21 protein-coding genes are annotated in these 19030 nt (G+C 39.2%); 13 read left to right on the top strand and 8 right to left on the bottom strand.

The features are described 5' to 3' along the window. Positions 1–21 precede the first annotated feature (21 nt). The 3 genes from FW768_RS18855 to FW768_RS18845 all read right to left on the bottom strand — a co-directional run bounded on the left by FW768_RS18855 (position 22) and on the right by FW768_RS18845 (position 3271). The gene (locus tag FW768_RS18855; RefSeq protein WP_153398032.1) at positions 22–972 is read right to left on the bottom strand and encodes a PorP/SprF family type IX secretion system membrane protein; all 951 of its coding nucleotides are present in this window, start codon (positions 970–972) and stop codon (positions 22–24) included. 51 nt (positions 973–1023) lie between these two features. After that, entirely contained in the window at positions 1024–2106 is a 1083-nt protein-coding gene (locus tag FW768_RS18850) for an RluA family pseudouridine synthase (protein WP_185152006.1), read from the bottom strand. Between the two features lie 70 nt (positions 2107–2176). Next, entirely contained in the window at positions 2177–3271 is a 1095-nt protein-coding gene (locus FW768_RS18845) for a PASTA domain-containing protein (protein WP_153398030.1), read from the bottom strand. Positions 3272–3427: 156 nt separating this feature from the next. Here FW768_RS18845 and FW768_RS18840 point away from each other — a divergent pair, with 156 nt between their 5' ends. The 3 genes from FW768_RS18840 to FW768_RS18830 all read left to right on the top strand — a co-directional run bounded on the left by FW768_RS18840 (position 3428) and on the right by FW768_RS18830 (position 5781). Further along, complete coding sequence (locus FW768_RS18840; protein ID WP_153398028.1) at positions 3428–4414, top strand: D-alanine--D-alanine ligase; 987 nt, start codon at positions 3428–3430, stop codon at positions 4412–4414. Positions 4415–4496: 82 nt separating this feature from the next. After that, positions 4497–4961, top strand: coding sequence for a pantetheine-phosphate adenylyltransferase (gene coaD, locus FW768_RS18835; RefSeq protein WP_153398026.1), 465 nt, complete (start codon positions 4497–4499; stop codon positions 4959–4961). A gap of 187 nt (positions 4962–5148) precedes the next feature. Then, entirely contained in the window at positions 5149–5781 is a 633-nt protein-coding gene (locus FW768_RS18830) for a trimeric intracellular cation channel family protein (protein WP_153398024.1), read from the top strand. Between the two features lie 56 nt (positions 5782–5837). Here the strand turns inward: FW768_RS18830 and FW768_RS18825 are convergent, their stop codons facing one another. Together FW768_RS18825 and FW768_RS18820 are read right to left on the bottom strand one after the other, a co-directional pair. Further along, positions 5838–6407 carry a DUF2892 domain-containing protein gene (locus FW768_RS18825; RefSeq protein WP_153398022.1) on the bottom strand — a complete coding sequence of 190 codons (570 nt, stop codon included), beginning with the start codon at positions 6405–6407 and terminating at the stop codon, positions 5838–5840. A gap of 69 nt (positions 6408–6476) precedes the next feature. Continuing rightward, entirely contained in the window at positions 6477–6977 is a 501-nt protein-coding gene (locus FW768_RS18820) for a dihydrofolate reductase (protein ID WP_153398020.1), read from the bottom strand. A 72-nt stretch (positions 6978–7049) separates the two neighbouring features. On the opposite strand from FW768_RS18820, the gene FW768_RS18815 reads away from it, so the two are divergent. The 5 genes from FW768_RS18815 (at position 7050) to FW768_RS18795 (ending at position 11483) form a co-directional block, all read left to right on the top strand. Next, complete coding sequence (locus FW768_RS18815) at positions 7050–7661, top strand: LemA family protein (RefSeq protein ID WP_153398018.1); 612 nt, start codon at positions 7050–7052, stop codon at positions 7659–7661. Further along, on the top strand, positions 7654–8082 hold the full coding sequence (locus tag FW768_RS18810) for a TPM domain-containing protein (protein ID WP_153398016.1): 429 nt from the start codon (positions 7654–7656) through the stop codon (positions 8080–8082). The genes FW768_RS18815 and FW768_RS18810 overlap by 8 nt, the downstream gene beginning before the upstream one ends. Continuing rightward, positions 8063–8881, top strand: coding sequence for a TPM domain-containing protein (locus tag FW768_RS18805; RefSeq protein ID WP_153398014.1), 819 nt, complete (start codon positions 8063–8065; stop codon positions 8879–8881). The genes FW768_RS18810 and FW768_RS18805 overlap by 20 nt, the downstream gene beginning before the upstream one ends. 190 nt (positions 8882–9071) lie before the next feature. Next, entirely contained in the window at positions 9072–9593 is a 522-nt protein-coding gene (locus FW768_RS18800) for an NAD(P)H-dependent oxidoreductase (RefSeq protein ID WP_153398012.1), read from the top strand. Between the two features lie 3 nt (positions 9594–9596). Beyond that, on the top strand, positions 9597–11483 hold the full coding sequence (locus tag FW768_RS18795; protein WP_153398010.1) for a monovalent cation:proton antiporter-2 (CPA2) family protein: 1887 nt from the start codon (positions 9597–9599) through the stop codon (positions 11481–11483). A gap of 2 nt (positions 11484–11485) precedes the next feature. Here the strand turns inward: FW768_RS18795 and FW768_RS18790 are convergent, their stop codons facing one another. Beyond that, positions 11486–12301 carry a head GIN domain-containing protein gene (locus FW768_RS18790; RefSeq protein ID WP_153398008.1) on the bottom strand — a complete coding sequence of 272 codons (816 nt, stop codon included), beginning with the start codon at positions 12299–12301 and terminating at the stop codon, positions 11486–11488. Positions 12302–12360: 59 nt separating this feature from the next. Between FW768_RS18790 and FW768_RS18785 the strand changes: the two genes are divergently transcribed. The 4 genes from FW768_RS18785 (at position 12361) to FW768_RS18770 (ending at position 16801) form a co-directional block, all read left to right on the top strand. Then, positions 12361–14502, top strand: a complete 2142-nt coding sequence (locus tag FW768_RS18785; RefSeq protein WP_153398006.1) for a M3 family metallopeptidase — start codon at positions 12361–12363, stop codon at positions 14500–14502. 241 nt (positions 14503–14743) lie between these two features. Beyond that, positions 14744–15121, top strand: a complete 378-nt coding sequence (locus FW768_RS18780) for a YchJ family protein (protein ID WP_153398004.1) — start codon at positions 14744–14746, stop codon at positions 15119–15121. Positions 15122–15127: 6 nt separating this feature from the next. Next, complete coding sequence (locus FW768_RS18775) at positions 15128–15718, top strand: hypothetical protein (protein WP_153398002.1); 591 nt, start codon at positions 15128–15130, stop codon at positions 15716–15718. A 24-nt stretch (positions 15719–15742) separates the two neighbouring features. Beyond that, positions 15743–16801 carry a hypothetical protein gene (locus FW768_RS18770; RefSeq protein ID WP_153398000.1) on the top strand — a complete coding sequence of 353 codons (1059 nt, stop codon included), beginning with the start codon at positions 15743–15745 and terminating at the stop codon, positions 16799–16801. Positions 16802–16882: 81 nt separating this feature from the next. Here FW768_RS18770 and FW768_RS18765 read toward each other — a convergent pair whose 3' ends face one another. Both FW768_RS18765 and FW768_RS18760 read right to left on the bottom strand, forming a co-directional pair. Beyond that, positions 16883–17383: an FKBP-type peptidyl-prolyl cis-trans isomerase gene (locus FW768_RS18765; RefSeq protein ID WP_153397999.1), complete on the bottom strand. Its 501-nt coding sequence runs from the start codon at positions 17381–17383 to the stop codon at positions 16883–16885. 108 nt (positions 17384–17491) lie between these two features. Then, positions 17492–17737 carry a VF530 family protein gene (locus tag FW768_RS18760; RefSeq protein WP_153397997.1) on the bottom strand — a complete coding sequence of 82 codons (246 nt, stop codon included), beginning with the start codon at positions 17735–17737 and terminating at the stop codon, positions 17492–17494. Positions 17738–17824: 87 nt separating this feature from the next. Between FW768_RS18760 and FW768_RS18755 the strand changes: the two genes are divergently transcribed. Continuing rightward, positions 17825–19030, top strand: a complete 1206-nt coding sequence (locus FW768_RS18755; RefSeq protein WP_153397995.1) for a metallophosphoesterase family protein — start codon at positions 17825–17827, stop codon at positions 19028–19030.

Here is a 19030-nt window from a genome sequence, read left to right as displayed (position 1 = left end):
ATTTATTTAAATTAAATCAGATTAATATCTAAATCCTCTATGATTAATAAAGTTGTCGAAGTTATAACCAAGACTGATCATGAAGCTGTTTCCTCCATACGTCTGAATATCAGACATCCCGATGTTGTAAGTAGCTCCAACCATAAATTTATTAAATCTTACTTTCACTACGGGTGCAACCTGAAGCTGCTGGCTGTCGAATCTGTTTTGTACTGTTCTGTAGCTTACCCCGAAAGAGAAAGAGTTGATATCATTAAAGAATGTACCCATTAGGTTATAATCGATCATTCTTGTTGAGTTTGTATTTAAGTTGATCAAAGCTGACGGTGTCAGGAAAATATTATCTGCTAAATGCCAGTTGTATCCTAAATTAAGGAAGAACTTGATTGGTGAAGGTTCAATTCCGTTTACGATTGCTTTATCATTACTTAAAGCAATATCATTCACGGAAACACCTGCAAAAATATTTCTATAGGTAGCTGCTGCTCCGAAGTTGGCATAAGCCATGAAGATATTTCCTTCCTTTCCTATCAATAGTGGATCATAACCATCTTCAACGTTCACCGAAGTATAGTCAAAATTCATGTTATAGAAACTTACACTGGTACCGAAAGAGAACTGGTCTTTTCTTTCCCCCTCACTACTTAGTGGAATAAAATAAGAAGCACCAGCAGTAATACCACCTGCAGAGATAGGCCCATTGCTGTCTCTGAAAATAGAAAGTCCGGCTCCCACTCTATCGAAAATGTTTCCATTAATCCCAATAGACTGCGTGTTTGGAGAGTCGCTGAACTTGTCAAATTGTTTGTGATAATTGGCGTTGAGCTGTACGTAATCTGTCTTTCCGTATTGAGCTGGGTTGAACAGGAACTCACCATCCAAAAGATATTGCTGATAGTATGGTAGTGATTCTTGTGCTTTGTATGCATTCGACAAAAGAGCTAAACATACGATAGCATATAGTTTTCTCATAACAAATCTTGATTTCAATTCAACAAATATAAAAAAATTCTCAATATATTTTTAGTTTTCCAAATAATTTCTCCATTTTTTTACAGCATCCGCCATATCTTTTGGCATTGGACTCTCAAAATACAATTCCTTCTTTGTCGTGGGATGTATAAAACCTAAAGTATGGGCATGCAGTGCATGTCTTGGCAGAATATCAAAAACATTTTTTATAAACTGCTTATACTTAGGCAGATTCACTCCCCGCAAAGGAGTATGCCCCTCATATCTCTCATCATTGAACAAAGTATGCCCGATATGCCTGAAATGAGCCCTGATCTGATGCGTTCTTCCTGTTTCAAGCTTACATTCCACCCAGGTCATGTACTTGAAACGTTCCAATACTTTATAATGGGTAACAGCATGTTTCCCCTGGCTGCCATCTTCATATACCGACATCTGCATTCTGTTTTTCGGATGTCTTCCGATATGGCCTTTAATTGTTCCTTCATCTTCCTGAAGATTTCCCCAGACAAAAGCCCAGTAGAGTCTTTTTGTAGTTCTGTTGAAGAACTGTTTAGCCAAAAAGCTTAAAGCATATTCATTTTTGGCAATAACCAGTAATCCGGAAGTATCTTTATCAATCCTGTGAACAAGTCCCACCCTGTCCAGATCAGATTTCTCCCCGTTATTTTCAAAATGGAAAGCCAGCGCATTCACCAGAGTTCCGTCCCAGTTTCCAAAACCGGGATGTACTACCATTCCGGCTTCTTTATCTACAACGACAAGATCATCATCTTCGTATATAATATTAACAGGAATATCCTGCGGAATAATCACATTCTCCCTCGGTGGATGCGCAAGCAGTACCGAAATCTGATCTCCCGGCTTCACACGGTAATTCTGCTTTACCGGAGTTCCGTTTACCACTACATTTCCGGCACGGCAGGTTTGGGAAATTTTGTTTCTTGAAGAATTCTGTCTGTATAGTAATAAGAATTTATCGATCCGCAGAGGTTCCTGCTTGCTGTCTACTGTAATATTCAGATGTTCATACAACCCTTTATTCTCCTCATCAATATCAATATTTTCAATACTGTCTATATTCCCGGAATCCAGTAATTCCTCGTCAAAAAAATCTTCGTTATCTTCTGCCATTGTTTTATTTTTTACACAAAAGGCCTCAACATTTTACAGTTGAAGCCTTATTTTTTATAATAAGTTATTACTATTCTATGACCATCTTCTTTGCTTTTGGCTTTTGAGCGGGTTGTTGCCCTGTTGTAGAGGCTGCCGGTTTATTATTTGTATTTCCGGCCGATGGATTAGCTGAAGACGTTTTAGGCTTTTCCGTTGCAGATCCCGCTGGTTTGGCAGGAACTGTCGCTTTCGGTGTTTCTGTCTTCACAGGTTCAGGCTTTGGAGCTTCTTTCCTTGGAGCCGGAACATCTGCAGGCGGATCATAGCTAGGGGTAGGGTGAGCAGGAATTTCTTCGTAACGCACCGGAGGCAGCGAAGTATCTACTTTCATACGGTAGATAGAATTCAGCTGACTTATTTTAGCTCCCAACTCAGCAGGAGTTTTCTTACTTGCCCAAAGATCAATCTGCATTCCCTGATCTCTTACATCACCCGATGCAGGATCCTGATAGTAGATAATATCAGACTCATCTTTCCCACCATCTTCATGCTCTACAAGTCCTACTTCAAACATACTTTTTGCAATAATTGCTCTTGCTTCTTTTACGGATAATCCTACTACACTAGGAATGGAGATATTCCTCATAGGACCTGATCCTACTACAACATCAATCATAGAGAATCTAGGCAGACGTGCTCCCGGACTTACGGCGTTTCCTTTATATAATATTCTTAAAAGGGCATCCTTCTGAATACTTGGCTCATAGATCGTATCTCCAATCTTCAGTCCTACCTGATCCAATCTCTGGAAAGCTAATCCTGAATATTTATTAATTACATCCGGAACCGTAATAGGCGCCCAGGTTCTTGGATTCACTACAATTCTGACCAGTGATCCCGGTTTTACTCTGGAACTGGATAGCGGGTGCATCTTTAAAACCTGAAAAGGCTTAAATTTAGGATTATATTCTGCACTGTCTACTTCATATTCTAGGCCTGTATCCTCTAATATTTTAACAGCGTCATATACCGATTTATTAATAACATTGGGAACCGGAATCTCCTGACCATGATTGGTGTGGTATTCCAGCCAGCGGAACGTAAGCCATACCAACCCCACAAAAACACCGATGGCCACTACTAAGTTCAGCAAAACTTTCCAATTGAAAAGTGATTTAAGCATACTTAAAAATACTATAATTATAACGGCAAATATAGCTAATAATTTTAGAATGTGCTTTTTATTTAACACATTTCATTTTCGTCTCTAAAATTTCCCAATTTCCCTTATTACAATGTATAAAATGTTTAAATTTGCCTTAATTGATACTATATGGTTATGAGCAAAAAATGTGTTGCCGTTGTCATGGGAGGCTATTCAGACGAATATGTCGTTTCTTTAAAAAGCGGTCAGTTGATCTATGATTCTCTGGACAGAAATCTATATGATGTATATAAAGTAGTGATCCTTAAAGATGAATGGTATTTCTTAGACGAAAATGATAAAAAATATGAAATCAACAGGGGCGATTTCTCTGTAACATTAGATACCCATAAAACCCTGAAATTTGATGTCTGTTTTAACATTATCCACGGTACACCGGGCGAAAACGGAATTCTTCAGGCTTACTGGGACGCTATAGGACAAAAGTATACCGGCTGCGGTTTCTATCAGAGTGCTCTAACATTCAATAAAAAAGATACACTGGCTGTATTGTCAAAGTACGGAATTCCGGCTGCCAAAAGCATTTATTTAAGAAAAGGAGAAAACATCAATATCGATGAGATTACAGAAAGCCTTGGGCTTCCTCTTTTCGTAAAACCGAACCAATCCGGATCTTCTCTGGGAATTTCTAAAGTAAAAGAAAAATCTGAACTGATTGCTGCCACAGAAATTGCGTTCAAAGAGGATAACGAGATCCTGATTGAAAGTTTCCTGAACGGAATGGAAGTCTCCGTAGGAGTTATTGATTTTAAAGGCGAAACCATTGTTTTAGGAATCACTGAAATTGTTCCTACCAATGAATTCTTTGATTATGAAGCCAAATATGAAGGAGCTTCCGAAGAAATTACACCTGCAAGAATTGATGATGCAACCCGTCTGAGAGTGGAAGAAATTGCAAAAAGAGCATACAATTCATTAGGAATGAGCGGATTTTCAAGAAGCGAGTTTATTTTGATGGAAGGAATTCCTTACATGCTTGAAATGAATACCAATCCGGGCTTCTCTCCTGCCAGTATCCTGCCGCAACAGGCAAGACATTACGGAATCTCTATCATGGATCTTTGCGGAAACGAGGTAGAAAAAGCTTTACTTAAAAAATAGAAAGTAGAAGTTGTACATTATAGATATACAATAAAAATGTATCATTCATAATTTACAACTGAAAATTTATAATTCATACCATATGAAAATTGCTGTTTTCCCCGGATCGTTTGATCCTATTACTCTGGGACACTATGATATTATAGAAAGAGCGGCTCCGCTTTTTGACAAATTAATTATTGCAATCGGGCAGAATTCCCAGAAAAAATATATGTTCCCTCTTGAAAAAAGAATGGAATTTATTCAAAACTCAGTCGCTGAATTTCCCAATGTGGAAGTAGATTATTTTGAAGGATTAACGGTAGACTACTGTTTTGAAAAAAACGCCCAGTTCATCATCAGAGGATTAAGAAATCCTGCTGATTTTGAATTTGAGAAAGCCATCGCTCATACCAACAGAACACTGGCTCACAAAAAACTGGAAACGGTCTTTCTTTTGACCTCTTCCGGAAAATCATTCATCAGCAGCAGCATCGTCCGGGAGATCATCAATCACGGCGGAGAATACGAACTGCTGGTACCAGACTCGGTGAGGATAGAAAAATAAATGATTGGTAATGAGCAATAAGTAATTTTAGAACCATCTGGAATATAATAAAGATTTTTTAATCTGGAGAAAATCTTACATTTAAAAGCAGAATGTAAAGATTATAAAATAGTTAATTCGAATGATTACCGGATGAAATGGCATAATTTTTATTACCCATTGCTCATCATTCATTACTCACCATGATATGCACGAACAGTTTAATTTTGCCATAGAAGTTCTTGGAACCATTTCTTTTGCGATGTCAGGAAGTTTTGCTGCCATGCAGAAACGCCTTGATCCGTTTGGGGTGCTCATTATTGCCTTCGTTACCTCTGTAGGAGGAGGAACAGTAAGAGATCTTCTGCTGGACATTCCTGTTTTCTGGATGCATGATCTGTTGATGTGTGCCCTAATCCTGATCACCGCGATATTTGCCATGGTATTTAAATCCATTGAAAAGAACTTTAAGGTAACACTGTTCATTTTTGACAGCTTCGGACTGGGGCTTTTCACCATTATCGGGGTTCAGAAAGGATTAAATGCGGGTATTCACCCATTAATATGTATTGCTCTGGGGACGATTACTGGTTGTTTTGGAGGTATTATCCGGGATATTCTTCTGAACAGGATTCCTCTGATTTTCAGGAAAGAGATTTATGCTACCGCCTGTATTGTAGGAGGTTCTGCATTTCTCCTGATGACGAAATTCACTTCATTATCCTATACCTTTATACAGATTTTTACAATTATACTGATTGTTGCCATCAGAACACTTGCTGTGAAATATCAATGGCAGATGCCCAAATTTTATGGCTATGATCATAATTCTGAAATGTAACTGTAGTTTATTCAAAATAAAAAAGCACCTAAAATTAGGTGCTTTTGTTATATCTGCTAGAAGAATTTTCCTCTTTGTCTCATATTAGGGTTGTGCATATGTTTCTGCATCGTAGGCATTTTCAGCTGGTCTTTCATCATTTTGATCTGATCTGTCATCATTCCTGCGCTGTCTAACCTTTTTGCCTCATCCAGAAGTTTCTGGCCTTCCTGCTTTCTTCCTTTGGATATCGCAGCGGCTGCAAGATTTAAGGTAGCCATCGCCCGGTCATGTTTCATATTTAAACCATATTCCAAGGCTTTTTTCATTAAAGGCTCTACTTTCGTAGGATGTGCCTGAGCCTGCGTAAGACCTAAAAGATAGTGGTAATATCCGTATTGGGACTTATGAAGCTGTGCCTGGTAACTTGTGATGTGAGTTAACCATTCAGCGGCTTTTTCCATATTCTGTTTTCTCAGCTGCCAGAAAGCAAGGAGAATATATTCATTTTTAAAGAAAAGTAAGATCGGCAGTGAAGCAAGAAGGAATACAACGATCCCCCAGCCTAAACTTCTCGTAAAGAACATCATATAAAGTCCTAAAAGGATAAGAACTGCCGCAATTACAATTTTTATGTATTTATTCATTATTCAATTTTAGAAGTGCAAAGATAAAGAATTTAGAGGTTAGAACCCAGAACTTAGAACTTAGAATTTTTACAGTTCATCAGTCTTGATTCTTTCAAACGTCTGGAAACAGAAATCATAAGGATTTTTCTCATCCTTCTCATGACAGGTTTCATTTGTTTTTACCCAGACTTTACCATCCATTTCCGGAAAAAAGGTATCAGCCTCAATAGTTGCTTTAACGGTAGTAAGTTCAATCTTATCCGCAAGATCTATAGTCTGCTTATAAATATTCCCGCCACCGATAATAAATACTTCTTCATCAATTTTTTTAGCAAATTTCAGGGCTTCTTTGATGCTTCCAACAATTAAAATACCTTCTTCAAACCAGTCATTCTTTCTTGAAATGACAATATTAGTACGTCCAGGGAGAGGCTTTCCTATACTTTCATACGTTTTTCTGCCCATCACTACAGGATGTCCCGAAGTGATATTTTTAAAATGTTTTAAATCTTTAGGAAGGTGCCATAGCATTTGGTTGTTGGAACCAATACCGCGGTTTTCTCCTATCGCCACCACTATTGTTATCATTCTAATAATTTTCTGCAAAATTAGCACATAATTTGTATATTTGATTAGCACAAAAAATTAAAAAAATAAACTATGAAAAATAAAGGCTGCCTGAGCGCAGGAACTATCGGTATTGCGCTGCTTATCATTGTTGCAGTTATTTTCTTCTGGGGAAAAAGCGGCTACAACAATTTCGTCGGAAAAGAGCAGAACGTAGATGCTAAATGGTCTAATATTGAGACTGTTTACCAGAAAAGAGCCAATCTTATTCCTAATCTGGAAAGAACCATTAAATCGTACTCTAAATTCGAGCAGGAAACTTTAACAAAAGTAGTGGAAGCCCGTTCCAAGGCAACTTCTATCAACATTGACCCTTCGAATATGACTGAAGCTGATATGGCAAAATTCCAGGCAGCACAGGGAGAATTATCCGGAGCATTAAGCAGATTGATGGCCGTAGTGGAATCTTATCCGAACTTAAAAGCGGACCAACAGTACATTAACTTCCAGAGAGAATATACAGCGATTGAAAACAGCATCAGAACCGAAACGGTATATTATAACGATGCTGCTAAAGATTACAACACATCCATCAAAACGTTCCCGAATAACATTCTGGCCAATTTTACCAACTTTAAAGAAAAACCTTATTTCAAGGCAGAAGCCGGAGCTAATAAAGCGCCTGAAGTATTCAAAGATGAATAAATTCCTGACCCATCAGCAGATTAATTCCCTCGTGGAAACGATAAAATCGGCAGAAGAATATTCTACAGGTGAAATCAGAGTGCACATAGACTCTAATACGGAAGACCAAAATGCAAAAACGGCATTTGAAGTTTTCAGAGAACTCTGTATGAATAAAACTGCTGACAGGAATGCTGTGCTTTTTCATGTCAATTTTGAGAAAAAATATCTGGCCATTATTGGGGATATCGGAATTCATGAAAAAGTACACCAATCCTATTGGGACCATCTTCATGATTATATCACCGCTGAATTTGCCAAAGGAAATTATTACAAAGCGCTGAAAAGTGCTATTCTGGAAACCGGTATTGAGCTAAAAAAATATTTTCCCATACAGGGAGAAAACCCCAACCAACTCCCAAATGAAATTACGTTCTCTTAAAATAGTATTTTCATTGATGATGCTCTGCTTTTACACTTTTGTATCAGCACAGTATACCATTCCCCCAAAGCCACCGGTTCTTTATCCTGTTGTGGATGAAGCCGGGCTGCTTACCCAGCAGGAAAAAAACGAACTGAACAATAAGCTGATTAAATTTGCAGACTCTACCTCAACGGAAATTGAAGTGATCATCATTCGATCTACCAAAGGAGAAGACATTAACTTTCTGGCAACAATGTTTGGGGAAAAATGGGGAATCGGAAAAAAAGGGGTGGATAACGGCGTTGTCTTCCTGATTGCATCTGAAGACCGAACCATGGCTATCCAGCAGGGACGAGCTATAGAACAATACTTGACCGCTTCTGTAGCAGGGCAGATCATTGATTATATTGTGACCCCTCATTTCAGACAGGGGAACTGGTATGAAGGGATCAACCGTGGGACTTCAGCAATCATGGAAGCTGTTGAGGGAAAATTTAAACCAACGGAAACCTCATCACCTTCCGGTAATGGAAGCGCTTTCAAAGTACTCATTATTGCATTTGTTATTTTCATCATTATCGCTATTCTCTTCGGAAACAAAGGAGGCGGACGTGGTGGTGGCGGTGGAAATTATGATGACGATGACGTGATCATCACCAGACGCGGACGCAGAAATTATCCGGGTGGGTTCTTTCCTTTCCCCGGAGGCTTCGGAGGAGGCGGTTTCGGCGGCGGAAGTTCAGGCGGAGGAGGAGGCTTTGGCGGCTTCGGAGGAGGCGGAAGCTTTGGCGGCGGCGGGGCATCCGGCGGATGGTAACCCAACAATATTTAAAATTCAACATAATCGGACTAAACAGTCCGATTTTTTATTTAAAATACTAAAAAACAAACCTTTCTTTATCCTTTTTAACATTAAATTCCGTTTTACATATTAAAAAATTAACAAATCAACACAAAAACTGGTTTTAATTCAAAAATTTTTCGTTATATTTACTGAAAACAGGTTTATGAAGAAGACGCTGGTAGTTTTTGCCCATCCTTATCTGGAGCACTCCAATTCGAATGTGGAGCTCATTAATTTCTATGTCCGCCACCAGCATTACACTTTAAGAGATCTCTATGAAGAATATCCTGATTTTCATATTGCCGCTTTCAGGGAAAGAAAACGTCTGAAAAATTATGACCGTTTTATATTCCAGTTTCCTCTTATCTGGTTTGGGATGCCTCCTCTGCTGAGACTGTGGATTGATGAAGTTTTTGACAGGGACTGGCTGAAGGAAGGCGAACACAATCCATTAGAAGGAAAAGAAGTCTATATCCTTGTCACCACCGGCGGAAAAGAAAGATCATTCAGTAAAAACGGGACCTATCAGTATACCGTTGATGAACTGATCAGCGGGCTGATTGTATCATTAAAAGTCTTCAAAGCAGATATCAGACATCTTAAGATTGTATACGAAGCCAATAAACTCAGCAAAAAAGAAATTATTTTACACAAAAAAGAATTTACAGAACTTTTGAATCAATAGCCTATGGAATCCAGCTTAGCAATGAATACATTAATTTTTCTGGGAGTAGCCATCATTATGGTTCCGCTCGCCAGAAAATTTGGGCTGAGTTCTGTGATCGGCTATATTTTAGGCGGAATCATCATAGGCCCTTATGTTCTCAGGCTTACGGGAAAAGACGTTAATGATATTATGCACGCCAGTGAATTCGGGGTTATTATGCTTCTCTTTCTGGTAGGACTGGAACTGGAGCCCCGTAAGTTCTGGGAAATGCGGAAAAAGATCATGGGACTGGGGCTTACTCAAATGATTCTCACGATTTCATTGTTATTTCTGGTATTCATAAGTGCAGGATGGAGAATAGATAAGGCTGTTGCCGTTGCCATGTGCTTTGCATTGTCTTCCACAGCCATTGTTTTGCAGACCCTTCAGGAAAAGAATAACTTTAAAACAATGGCAGGAGAAGCTTCCTTCTCGACGCTCCTGTTCCAGGATATTGCTGTAATTCCTATTCTGGCTATTCTGCCGCTTATCGCCAATTATAAAGCAACACATCATGATAACGAGATTCAGATCCTTATTCAGAAACTTCCGGAATGGCTTCAGGCAGCTACGGTGATCTTTGGCGTTGCCTTTCTGATCCTTTTAGGCAGGTATGTATTTGTTCCTTTCTTACGATATGTTTCCAAATCCGGAATGACAGAACTTCTGACCGCTTCCTCCCTGTTTCTGGTAATCGGGGTTTCCGAGCTGATGGTTGCCATTGGTCTCTCCCCGGCTTTGGGTGCTTTCCTTGCGGGAGTAATGCTCGCCAACAGTGAATTCAGGCATGAGCTGGAAGCACAGATCAATCCTTTCAAAGGTCTTTTATTGGCCGTTTTTTTTGTAAGTGTGGGATCAACAATCAATTTCAATATTATTCAGAATGATCCTTTATTTATTTTCAGTACAGTATTGGCCGTACTTTTTGTAAAATTTACGGTTCTGTATGCTATTGGAAAGTTTTTTAGAATTGATACACCACAGAGCCTGTTTTATGCTTTTGCGCTGTCTCAGGTTGGGGAATTCGCTTTTGTATTAATCAATTATGCTACAGATCTTTATCTTTTAGGACCTGAGCTCAACGCACAGATGATGGCGGTGACAGCAATTACCATGTGTATTACTCCTATTCTTCTGATCATCAATGATAAATTCATTACTCCTAAATTTATTAAAGAAATTCCGGAAGGAGAACATGATTATAATATTCTGGACAGCGATGTAAGCCAGAAGAAGATCATTATTGTAGGTTTCGGACACTTCGGCAGCACGGTGGGGCGTCTTTTAAAAGCCAATAAAATTTCAGCAACCGTTCTGGACAGAGATTCGGATCGTGTAAAATTATTGAGAAGCTACGGGTTTAAAGTCTATTACGGAGATGCAACAAGAATCCCTATTTTAAGGGCAGCCGGTATTGAAGACGCTGAAATTCTGGTTTTATGTCTTGATGACCCCGATGATAATAAGTTCATTGCCGATCTGGTACGCGAACATTATCCAACGGTAAAGATATTTGTAAGGGCAAAAAACAGAATCGATGCTTATGATTACCTCAACAACGGAATCAATCATATCTACCGGGAAACCTTAGGAACTGCCGTAGATATGGCTGTAGATGTACTCCACGAAACTGGTATGAGAAAATATGCAGCAAGGCGACTCGGCCAGAGGTTCATGGCTATAGATAAAGCCTCAATCAGAAGACTGGCTAAAGCAAAGGATAGTGATGATGAAATTTTATTATTCACCACAAAAGAAATTCTTCAGCGTGAAGAAGAGCTGCTGGCATATGACAATCTGAATTTTGACCACAAGGGCTGGGAAGGTTCCTCGTCTGCCGAAGATGAAGACGAGGATAACCCAGATTAACTTTATTGAATGCTTACGCTTCCGCCACTACTCTCTTCTTTGGTTACGTTTTGAAGTGGACCTTTTTTGGAAATATCCACACTTCCACCGGAAGATGCCTCAGCTTTTACACTGGAAACCGCACTGATCTGCACACTTGCCCCACTGGATGCTTCTGCTTTCACATGATCTGCAACGACACCTGATGCAGAAACGCTGCTGCCTGAAGATGAACTGATATCCGCATTTTTAGTTTTTCCGGAAATATCAATGCTGGCCCCTGAAGAAGCATCAATATCAAGATCTACAGCCCAGATTTTTCCGCTGAAATTACTGCTGCTGTCTGTAGTAATATCAAAATCATTAGCTTCCAGATCACCGGTAATATTTCCGGCACTTGAGATCTCAATATTGGTTTTTTCCTGGGTAAATTTATCTTTCACTGTAATTTTTGCCGCTGAATTAGCATTCAGTCTGGTAAAATCTTTAGTATAGATCTTCGCTGTAACTTTATTGATATTCATCACTCTGATTCCCGGTTTGTAATGGATATGCAGTTTTCCGCCGCTGTTATCCACAAGGATTTCATTGATGATGTTTTCAGGGGCAGAAATAACTACTCTTTCCGTTTCAGATTTAATGATTTCAGCATCTATCGCCTGTGAAACCTCAATTTCGTCAAAATCACCACTGAATTCTTTCTGTTTAATCGGGCCGCTTTCTTTATTGATCACTTTCTCTACCCAGCCATTATTTTCCCTGTTTTTTTTCTCATGCCTTTCGTTGCATGATGCTAACAGCACAAAGGCTGACAGAATAAAAAGATTCCTTGATTTCATGTTTACTACTTTTATAAATTAAGTTTTTAATATCTTTATACTTTAATAACAACTAATTTATGAAAAATATTTCATCGGTATTGTTAATTTCTGCTTTGGCACTTAACCAATCTTGTACTACAATGAAGAAAACCGATACTCAACAGGAGGCTCCTGTTACCGATCCGTCTTTATCTTCCAATCCTTTTATGAAGAAGAGCAAGCTTCAATATGAAGCACCGGAATTCAATAAAATTAAGAACGAACACTTCAAACCGGCATTTGACTTCGGACTAAAGCAGCAGGATGCTGAAATTCTGAAGATCGCCAATAATCCGGAAGCTCCTACTTTTGAAAATACAATTGTTGCCCTAGAAAAAAGCGGTGAAGTATTAAAAAGAGCGGTTATTGTATTCTCTAACCTTACCAGCGCTAATACCAACCCTACCCTTCAGGCTTTAGACGAAGAATATGCTCCTATATTTGCAGCACATTCTGATAAAATGTACCTGAACGAAAACCTATACAAAAGAATCAAATCGATAAAAGAAGACGGTCTGGATGCTGAAGGAAAAAGACTGGTACAATACTACAAACAGAATTTTGAAATTGCAGGTGCCAACCTTTCTGCAGCGGACAAAGAGAAGCTAAAGCAAATCAATCAGGAACTGGCTTCACTTTCTACACAATATTCCAATAAATTACTGGAAGCAAGAAAACAAGGAGGTGTATTTTTCTCGGATGCCAAAGAATTAGACGGACTTTCTGCTGATGAAATTGCAGCGGCTGCAGCTGATGCCAAAACGGCGGGCCAGCCCGGAAAATATCTTCTGGCCCTTCAGAATACTACCCAACAGCCTCTTCTTCAGAATATGAAAAACAGAGCTTCCAGAGAAAAGCTGTTCAAAGCTTCATGGCAGCGTGCTGAAAAAGGTGATGCAAGTGATACCAGAGAAACCATTGAAAAGCTAGCTGCTCTAAGACTGAAAAAAGCTCAGACGTTAGGCAAGAAAAGCTTTGCAGACTGGAAACTTCAGGACCAGATGGCCAAAACACCTGAAGCAGCTACAAAACTGATGAACCAAATTGCTTCTCCGGCTGTAGAAACGGCAAAGCATGAAGCTAAAGATATTCAGGATCTGATCGATCAGCAGAAAGGAGGATTCAAGGTAGAGCCTTGGGACTGGAATTTCTATGCCGAGCAGGTAAGAAAAGCGAAATATGATCTTGATGAAAACCAGATCAAGCCTTATTTTGAAGTAACAACAGTTCTGGAAAAAGGAGTTTTCTATGCTGCAGAAAAATTTTATGGCCTTACTTTCAAAAAGAGAACAGATCTTCCGGTGTATCACCCTGATGTGGTAACCTATGAAGTTTTTGATCATGACGGAAAATCTATTGCCATCTACTATCTTGATTTCTATACGAGAGATTCTAAAAATGGGGGTGCATGGATGAGTAATTTTGTAGAACAGTCTTACCTTTTAGGAACAAAACCGGTGATTGTTAACTGTTATAATTATCAGAAGCCAGCTCCGGGAAAACCTTCCCTGATCAGCTATGACGATGTATCTACGATGTTCCACGAGTTCGGGCACTCTATTCATGGGATGTTTGCAAGCCAGAAATATCCATCTCTATCAGGAACCAATGTACCGAGAGACTTTGTGGAATTCCCTTCCCAAATCAACGAGCACTGGGCTTTAGATCCGGTAGTGCTTAAAAATTATGCGCTTCATTATGAAACCAAGCAGCCTATTCCTCAGGCTTTGGTAGATAAGATTAAAAAAGCATCAACCTTTAATCAGGGTTATATGACGACAGAACTTGTTTCTGCCGCTGCTTTGGATATGGATTGGCACACCGTAACCAATGAAAGCCAGCTGATCCCGGTTTTAGATTTTGAAAAACAATCATTGAACAACCACGGATTTACTTTGGCAACCGTTCCGCCAAGATACCACACTCCTTATTTCGCTCACATCTGGGGTGGAGGCTATTCAGCAGGGTATTACGCTTACCTGTGGTCTGAAACTCTTGACAATGATGCATGGGAATGGATTAAAAATAACGGAGGGCTTACAAGAGAAAACGGTGACCGTTTCAGAAAATATATTCTTTCTGTAGGAAATTCCGTAGATCTTAACCAGGCCTTCAGAGATTTCACGGGACATGATCCGGATATCAAACCTTTATTAAGAAGCAGAGGTTTTATTAAATAAATCAACAGGAAGCATTCTTCGGAATGCTTCTTTTTTTATGCTGGAAGATTACATATTTCTCTTGTTTTTCAGACACTAATTCACTAATAAAAAACTCGTGCATCAGTGGCAATAAAATACTACATCAAAGCAGAATGTTTCAGATCCTTCAGCTACAGAAATACAAATCCTAAACGTATTATAAGGGAATTATCCCGCGATATTCATTATTTTTGCCCTTCAACCAATAAAATACAACACTATGGACTGTCCCTGCTGTTCTGGAAAACCGTATGAAGAATGCTGCAGCCCTTATCACAAAGGAGAACAGCATGCTCCTACAGCCGAAGCGTTAATGCGTTCACGGTTTTCGGCATTTGCCATTCCCAACGGGGAATATCTTATGGAAACCACCCTTCCCGGAAAACGAAAATTTCATAACAAAAAGGATCTTCAGGAGTGGGGCGAGATCAATGAATGGACAAAACTGGAAATTATCCGGACCCCGGCATTAAATCATGTAGAGTTTAAGGCCTATTATACGGATCAGGACGGACAGCAGCAGCTCCACCACGAGTTTTCCGTATTCCAGAAAATGCATGAGCGATGGTATTATGTTTCAGGTGAATTTTTAAGTTAATAAGATATGAAGAAGATGATTTACATGACACTGATGCTGATTTGCAGCTTCAGTTTTTTCAATGCCCAAAGCAATGATGACAAAAAGCAGATTTCAGTGGCAGTTACTGATATTTTGAAAGGTTTTCAAACGAAAAATGCTGATCTTTTAAACAGGTATGTGAACCAAGATTATGGGGTGGGAATTCTGTTTAAAAGTGCGGGAGATCTGGGGTTTGTCCTTAATGAAGAGGTGGATTTCAATATGTCTTTAGGATATATTCAGAAATCATGGAATATCCGCAACCAATTTCCATTACAGTTCGGGCCAGCTCCGGAGTACGACAGCAAAAATAAAAAATGGAAAAAGGAAGGTTTATCTGTAGAACTTAATTCCAATATTGTGAATCAATATGCCGATGACTTCCTGGAGCAGTATTCAGTAAAGGATCAGACTATTTTCAAAATCAATACCGATCCGAAGAATACCGTTTTTGTAACGCTTGCCGAAAACACTAAAGAAAATGCTCCCATCAACGGATTCAGATGTATCCTGACCAAAATAAATGCACAGTGGTATCTTACCTTTATTGATGTCACAGAATATGATGCTGAATAAATAACCACCACTACAAAATAGAGTATGAAAAAGATATTAGCAAGTATCGGTCTGATTTCGCTTATAGTAAGCTGTAAAAAAGAGTCTGCCTCACCATCTGCAGAAACAAAAAAAGATACCATTCAGCAAAAGACCTCAAACCTGAAGGCAGAAATCAGTGATTTTAAAGAAGCGCAGCAGGTGGACAATGTTAATGACGTTCCTTTTGAAGTGTATTCCAAAATGGATTCCGTTTCATTTTATACAGAACCAAAAGCAGATGCCAAAGTTTTAAGGATCAAAAATGATAAGCTGAATAATTATTACGGCTTCAACGACCTGAATGATTTTTTTGAAATTCACTACACCATAGCGTATCAGCCGAACAGGACGATCACCGCTTATGTTTCCAAGAAAGAATTTACCAAAGATTCCCAGCTTTCGGTTCAGGGTATTGATCTGAATGAAATCCGCAGTTCTACAGTGAAAGGTGTGGATGATTTTAAAACCAAAACGTCAAAAAGTTATGCCGTGGTAAGCATGATTGATGAAGCAGCTTATGTTCAGGCGCAGAGCAAAAGTCTGAATGAGAGAATTTCTCCTAATCCGGAAGTTCATTTTGACGGAAAAGCCTGGAGCCTTAATTTCTTAAAAATCAATAAAAAGGAAGTGGATGAAGAAGCAGAATATACCAACCAGTATATCGGTTTTTCTCCGGTTACCCAAAGGGAATTCTTTGTGGGAGAGAACAGCTATAATACGGATAAGTACTACACGGCCTACCGTTCTTCCAAACAGGATGAAGGGATGACTTTTCTGGGTTATCCGGCGATCAATACAACACTGAAGCTTCTTGCCTGTGTAACCCCCAATAATGATGTTGGTTCAGACTTTACACTGACCCGGTACAATCCGAAAACAGACCGTTTTGAAAATCTGCTGTACATCAACTTTACCAATTTCAAGGCTATCGATTCCAAATCACTGGTCTGGGTAACCTCCAACATCCTTTATTTTAAAGTGACCCATCTGAACACCAATACTTCAGATCCGGCTCATAAAACAGAATATCTGAAAATTGAACTTACCGATAAAGGCTTTTAAACAGATCAACCGCAGTAAAATACAGCGGTTGATTCTTTTTTAGTGTAAAAATATCCGGCAAAAACCGGATATTTATATTTTTTAGTGACCTTCTGTTCCGTCAATTCCGTGAGCGTGACCATGAGACAGCTCTTCTTCTGTTGCAGGACGAGTGTTTAAAACTTCTACTTCGAAATCCAAAACTTTACCTGCCATCGGATGGTTAAGATCTGCTACTACAGCTTCCGGAGTGATTTCTACCACAAATGCCTGGAAATTATTTCCCTGGTTATCAGATAATGGTAAAATAGCCCCGATAGGCGGAGTTCCTGATTCTTTAAACATCTCCATTGGCAATTGAACGATAGCATCAGGCTGTCTGTCACCGTAAGCTTCTTCCGGCTGAACGATAAAAGCAGCTTTATCACCTGCTTTCAATCCTAAGATGTTTTCTTCAAATTTTGGAATCATCATTCCCACACCGTACAAAAATGTAAGTGGATTTTCTGTTGTTGTTTCTTCTGCAAGAACTTTACTTCCATCTTCTTCGATAGTGTGAAGGATGTATTTTACAGCTACAACGTGATTTTTTTCAATTGTCATACTTTTCTTTTTTGTCGTGAGTTCTTTCACGATTAATGATACAAATATACTGTTTTTGAAATGATTGTTCAGAGAAAAGAATTCAAAGAAAAATCTCCAGACAGCACCTTACTTTCCTTTTTCCTCTCTTTTTTTCTGTCTCAGTACAAAGAGGTATAAACTTTCAACTTTGGTTCTTGCCCAAGGCGTTTTTCTCAAAAATTTTAACGATGAATTGATACTGGGATTATCGGTAAAACATTTGATATTGATCTGTTCACCCAGCTTCTCAAAGCCTTCGTAATATTCTACCAGTTCTTCCAGAATGGCATCAAGTCTTTTTCCGTGTAAAGGATCTTTGGAGGGCTGCTGCATTGTTTATTTTTTTACAAAATTAAATTATTATAAGTTGATACGGAAATCCGGAATCCAGTATCGCAATTTTGTCCTTACCTTTGAGGGATGAAAATTCTGCACACCGCCGACTGGCATTTAGGAAAACGCCTGGACCGCTTCTCCCGTATGGAAGAGCAGGTTCTGGTTATGCAAGAAATCGCCGATATTGCTGATGAACAAAATGCCGATATAATTCTGGTAGCCGGCGATCTTTTTGATAATTTCAATCCCGGCGTAGAAGCTGTTGAACTATTTTATAAAACCCTGAAACAGCTTTCCCGTAATGGCAGCCGTCCGGTTATTGCCATTTCAGGCAACCATGACTCTCCTAATCTGATTGATGCTCCGGATCCTTTGGCCCGGGAATGCGGAATTATTCTGATTGGTCATCCCAGAGCCCACATCACTCCTATTAAAACCGAATATTTTGAAGTTACCCGCTCCAAGGAAGGATTTATAGAACTGGAAATTGGAAATCTGGATTTTCCGGTAAGAATTCTGCATACTCCTTATGCGAATGAGGCCCGTTTAAAAGAATATTTCGGAGAAAATAAAGAGGAAGAGATCAATAAAGTACTTTCGGATACCTGGAAGACGCTGGCTGAGGAATTTTGCGATGATGCAGGCGTCAATCTTCTGACGGCCCATTTGTATATGAATAAAAAAGACGGCCCTGTTTTAGAGGAACCGGAAGGGGAAAAACCAATCAGGATCGGAAATGCGGATATGATCTATTCAGATTGTATTCCAGAGCAGATTCAGTATACCGCACTTGGGCACCTTCACGGTTTCAGGAATATAGGAACAGCAGAAAAGCCTGTAATTTATTCTTCATCACCACTTTGCTACAGCTTCAGTGAGGCAGGACAAACCAAATATGTTTCGATGGTTGAAGCTTTCCCGGGAAAAAATGTTTCTGTTGAAAAAAAGCCCCTGAAAAACGGAAAAGCTTTGGTACGGAAAATATTCAGCAATGTTGAAGATACCGTTCAGTGGCTGAAGGAAAACCCAAATACTTTTATTGAACTTACTCTGGAAAGCGAAACCTTTATCACTGCCGATGAAAGGAAACTGCTTTACCAATCTCATACCGGTATTGTTCACCTGATCCCGAAAATAAAAAACCTCAACCCTGCAGAAGACCAATCTCACGAAATGAATTTAAGCCAGAATATAGAAACTTTATTCAACGATTATTTTAAATCAAAAAACGGTGGCCAGGAAGCCAATGAAGAACTGATGAATTTGTTTAACGAAATTTTAAATCCATAA

This window comes from Chryseobacterium vaccae, assembly GCF_009602705.1.
GTDB classification, from domain to species: domain Bacteria; phylum Bacteroidota; class Bacteroidia; order Flavobacteriales; family Weeksellaceae; genus Chryseobacterium; species Chryseobacterium vaccae.
This window is presented reverse-complemented; position numbering and strand designations above follow the sequence as displayed.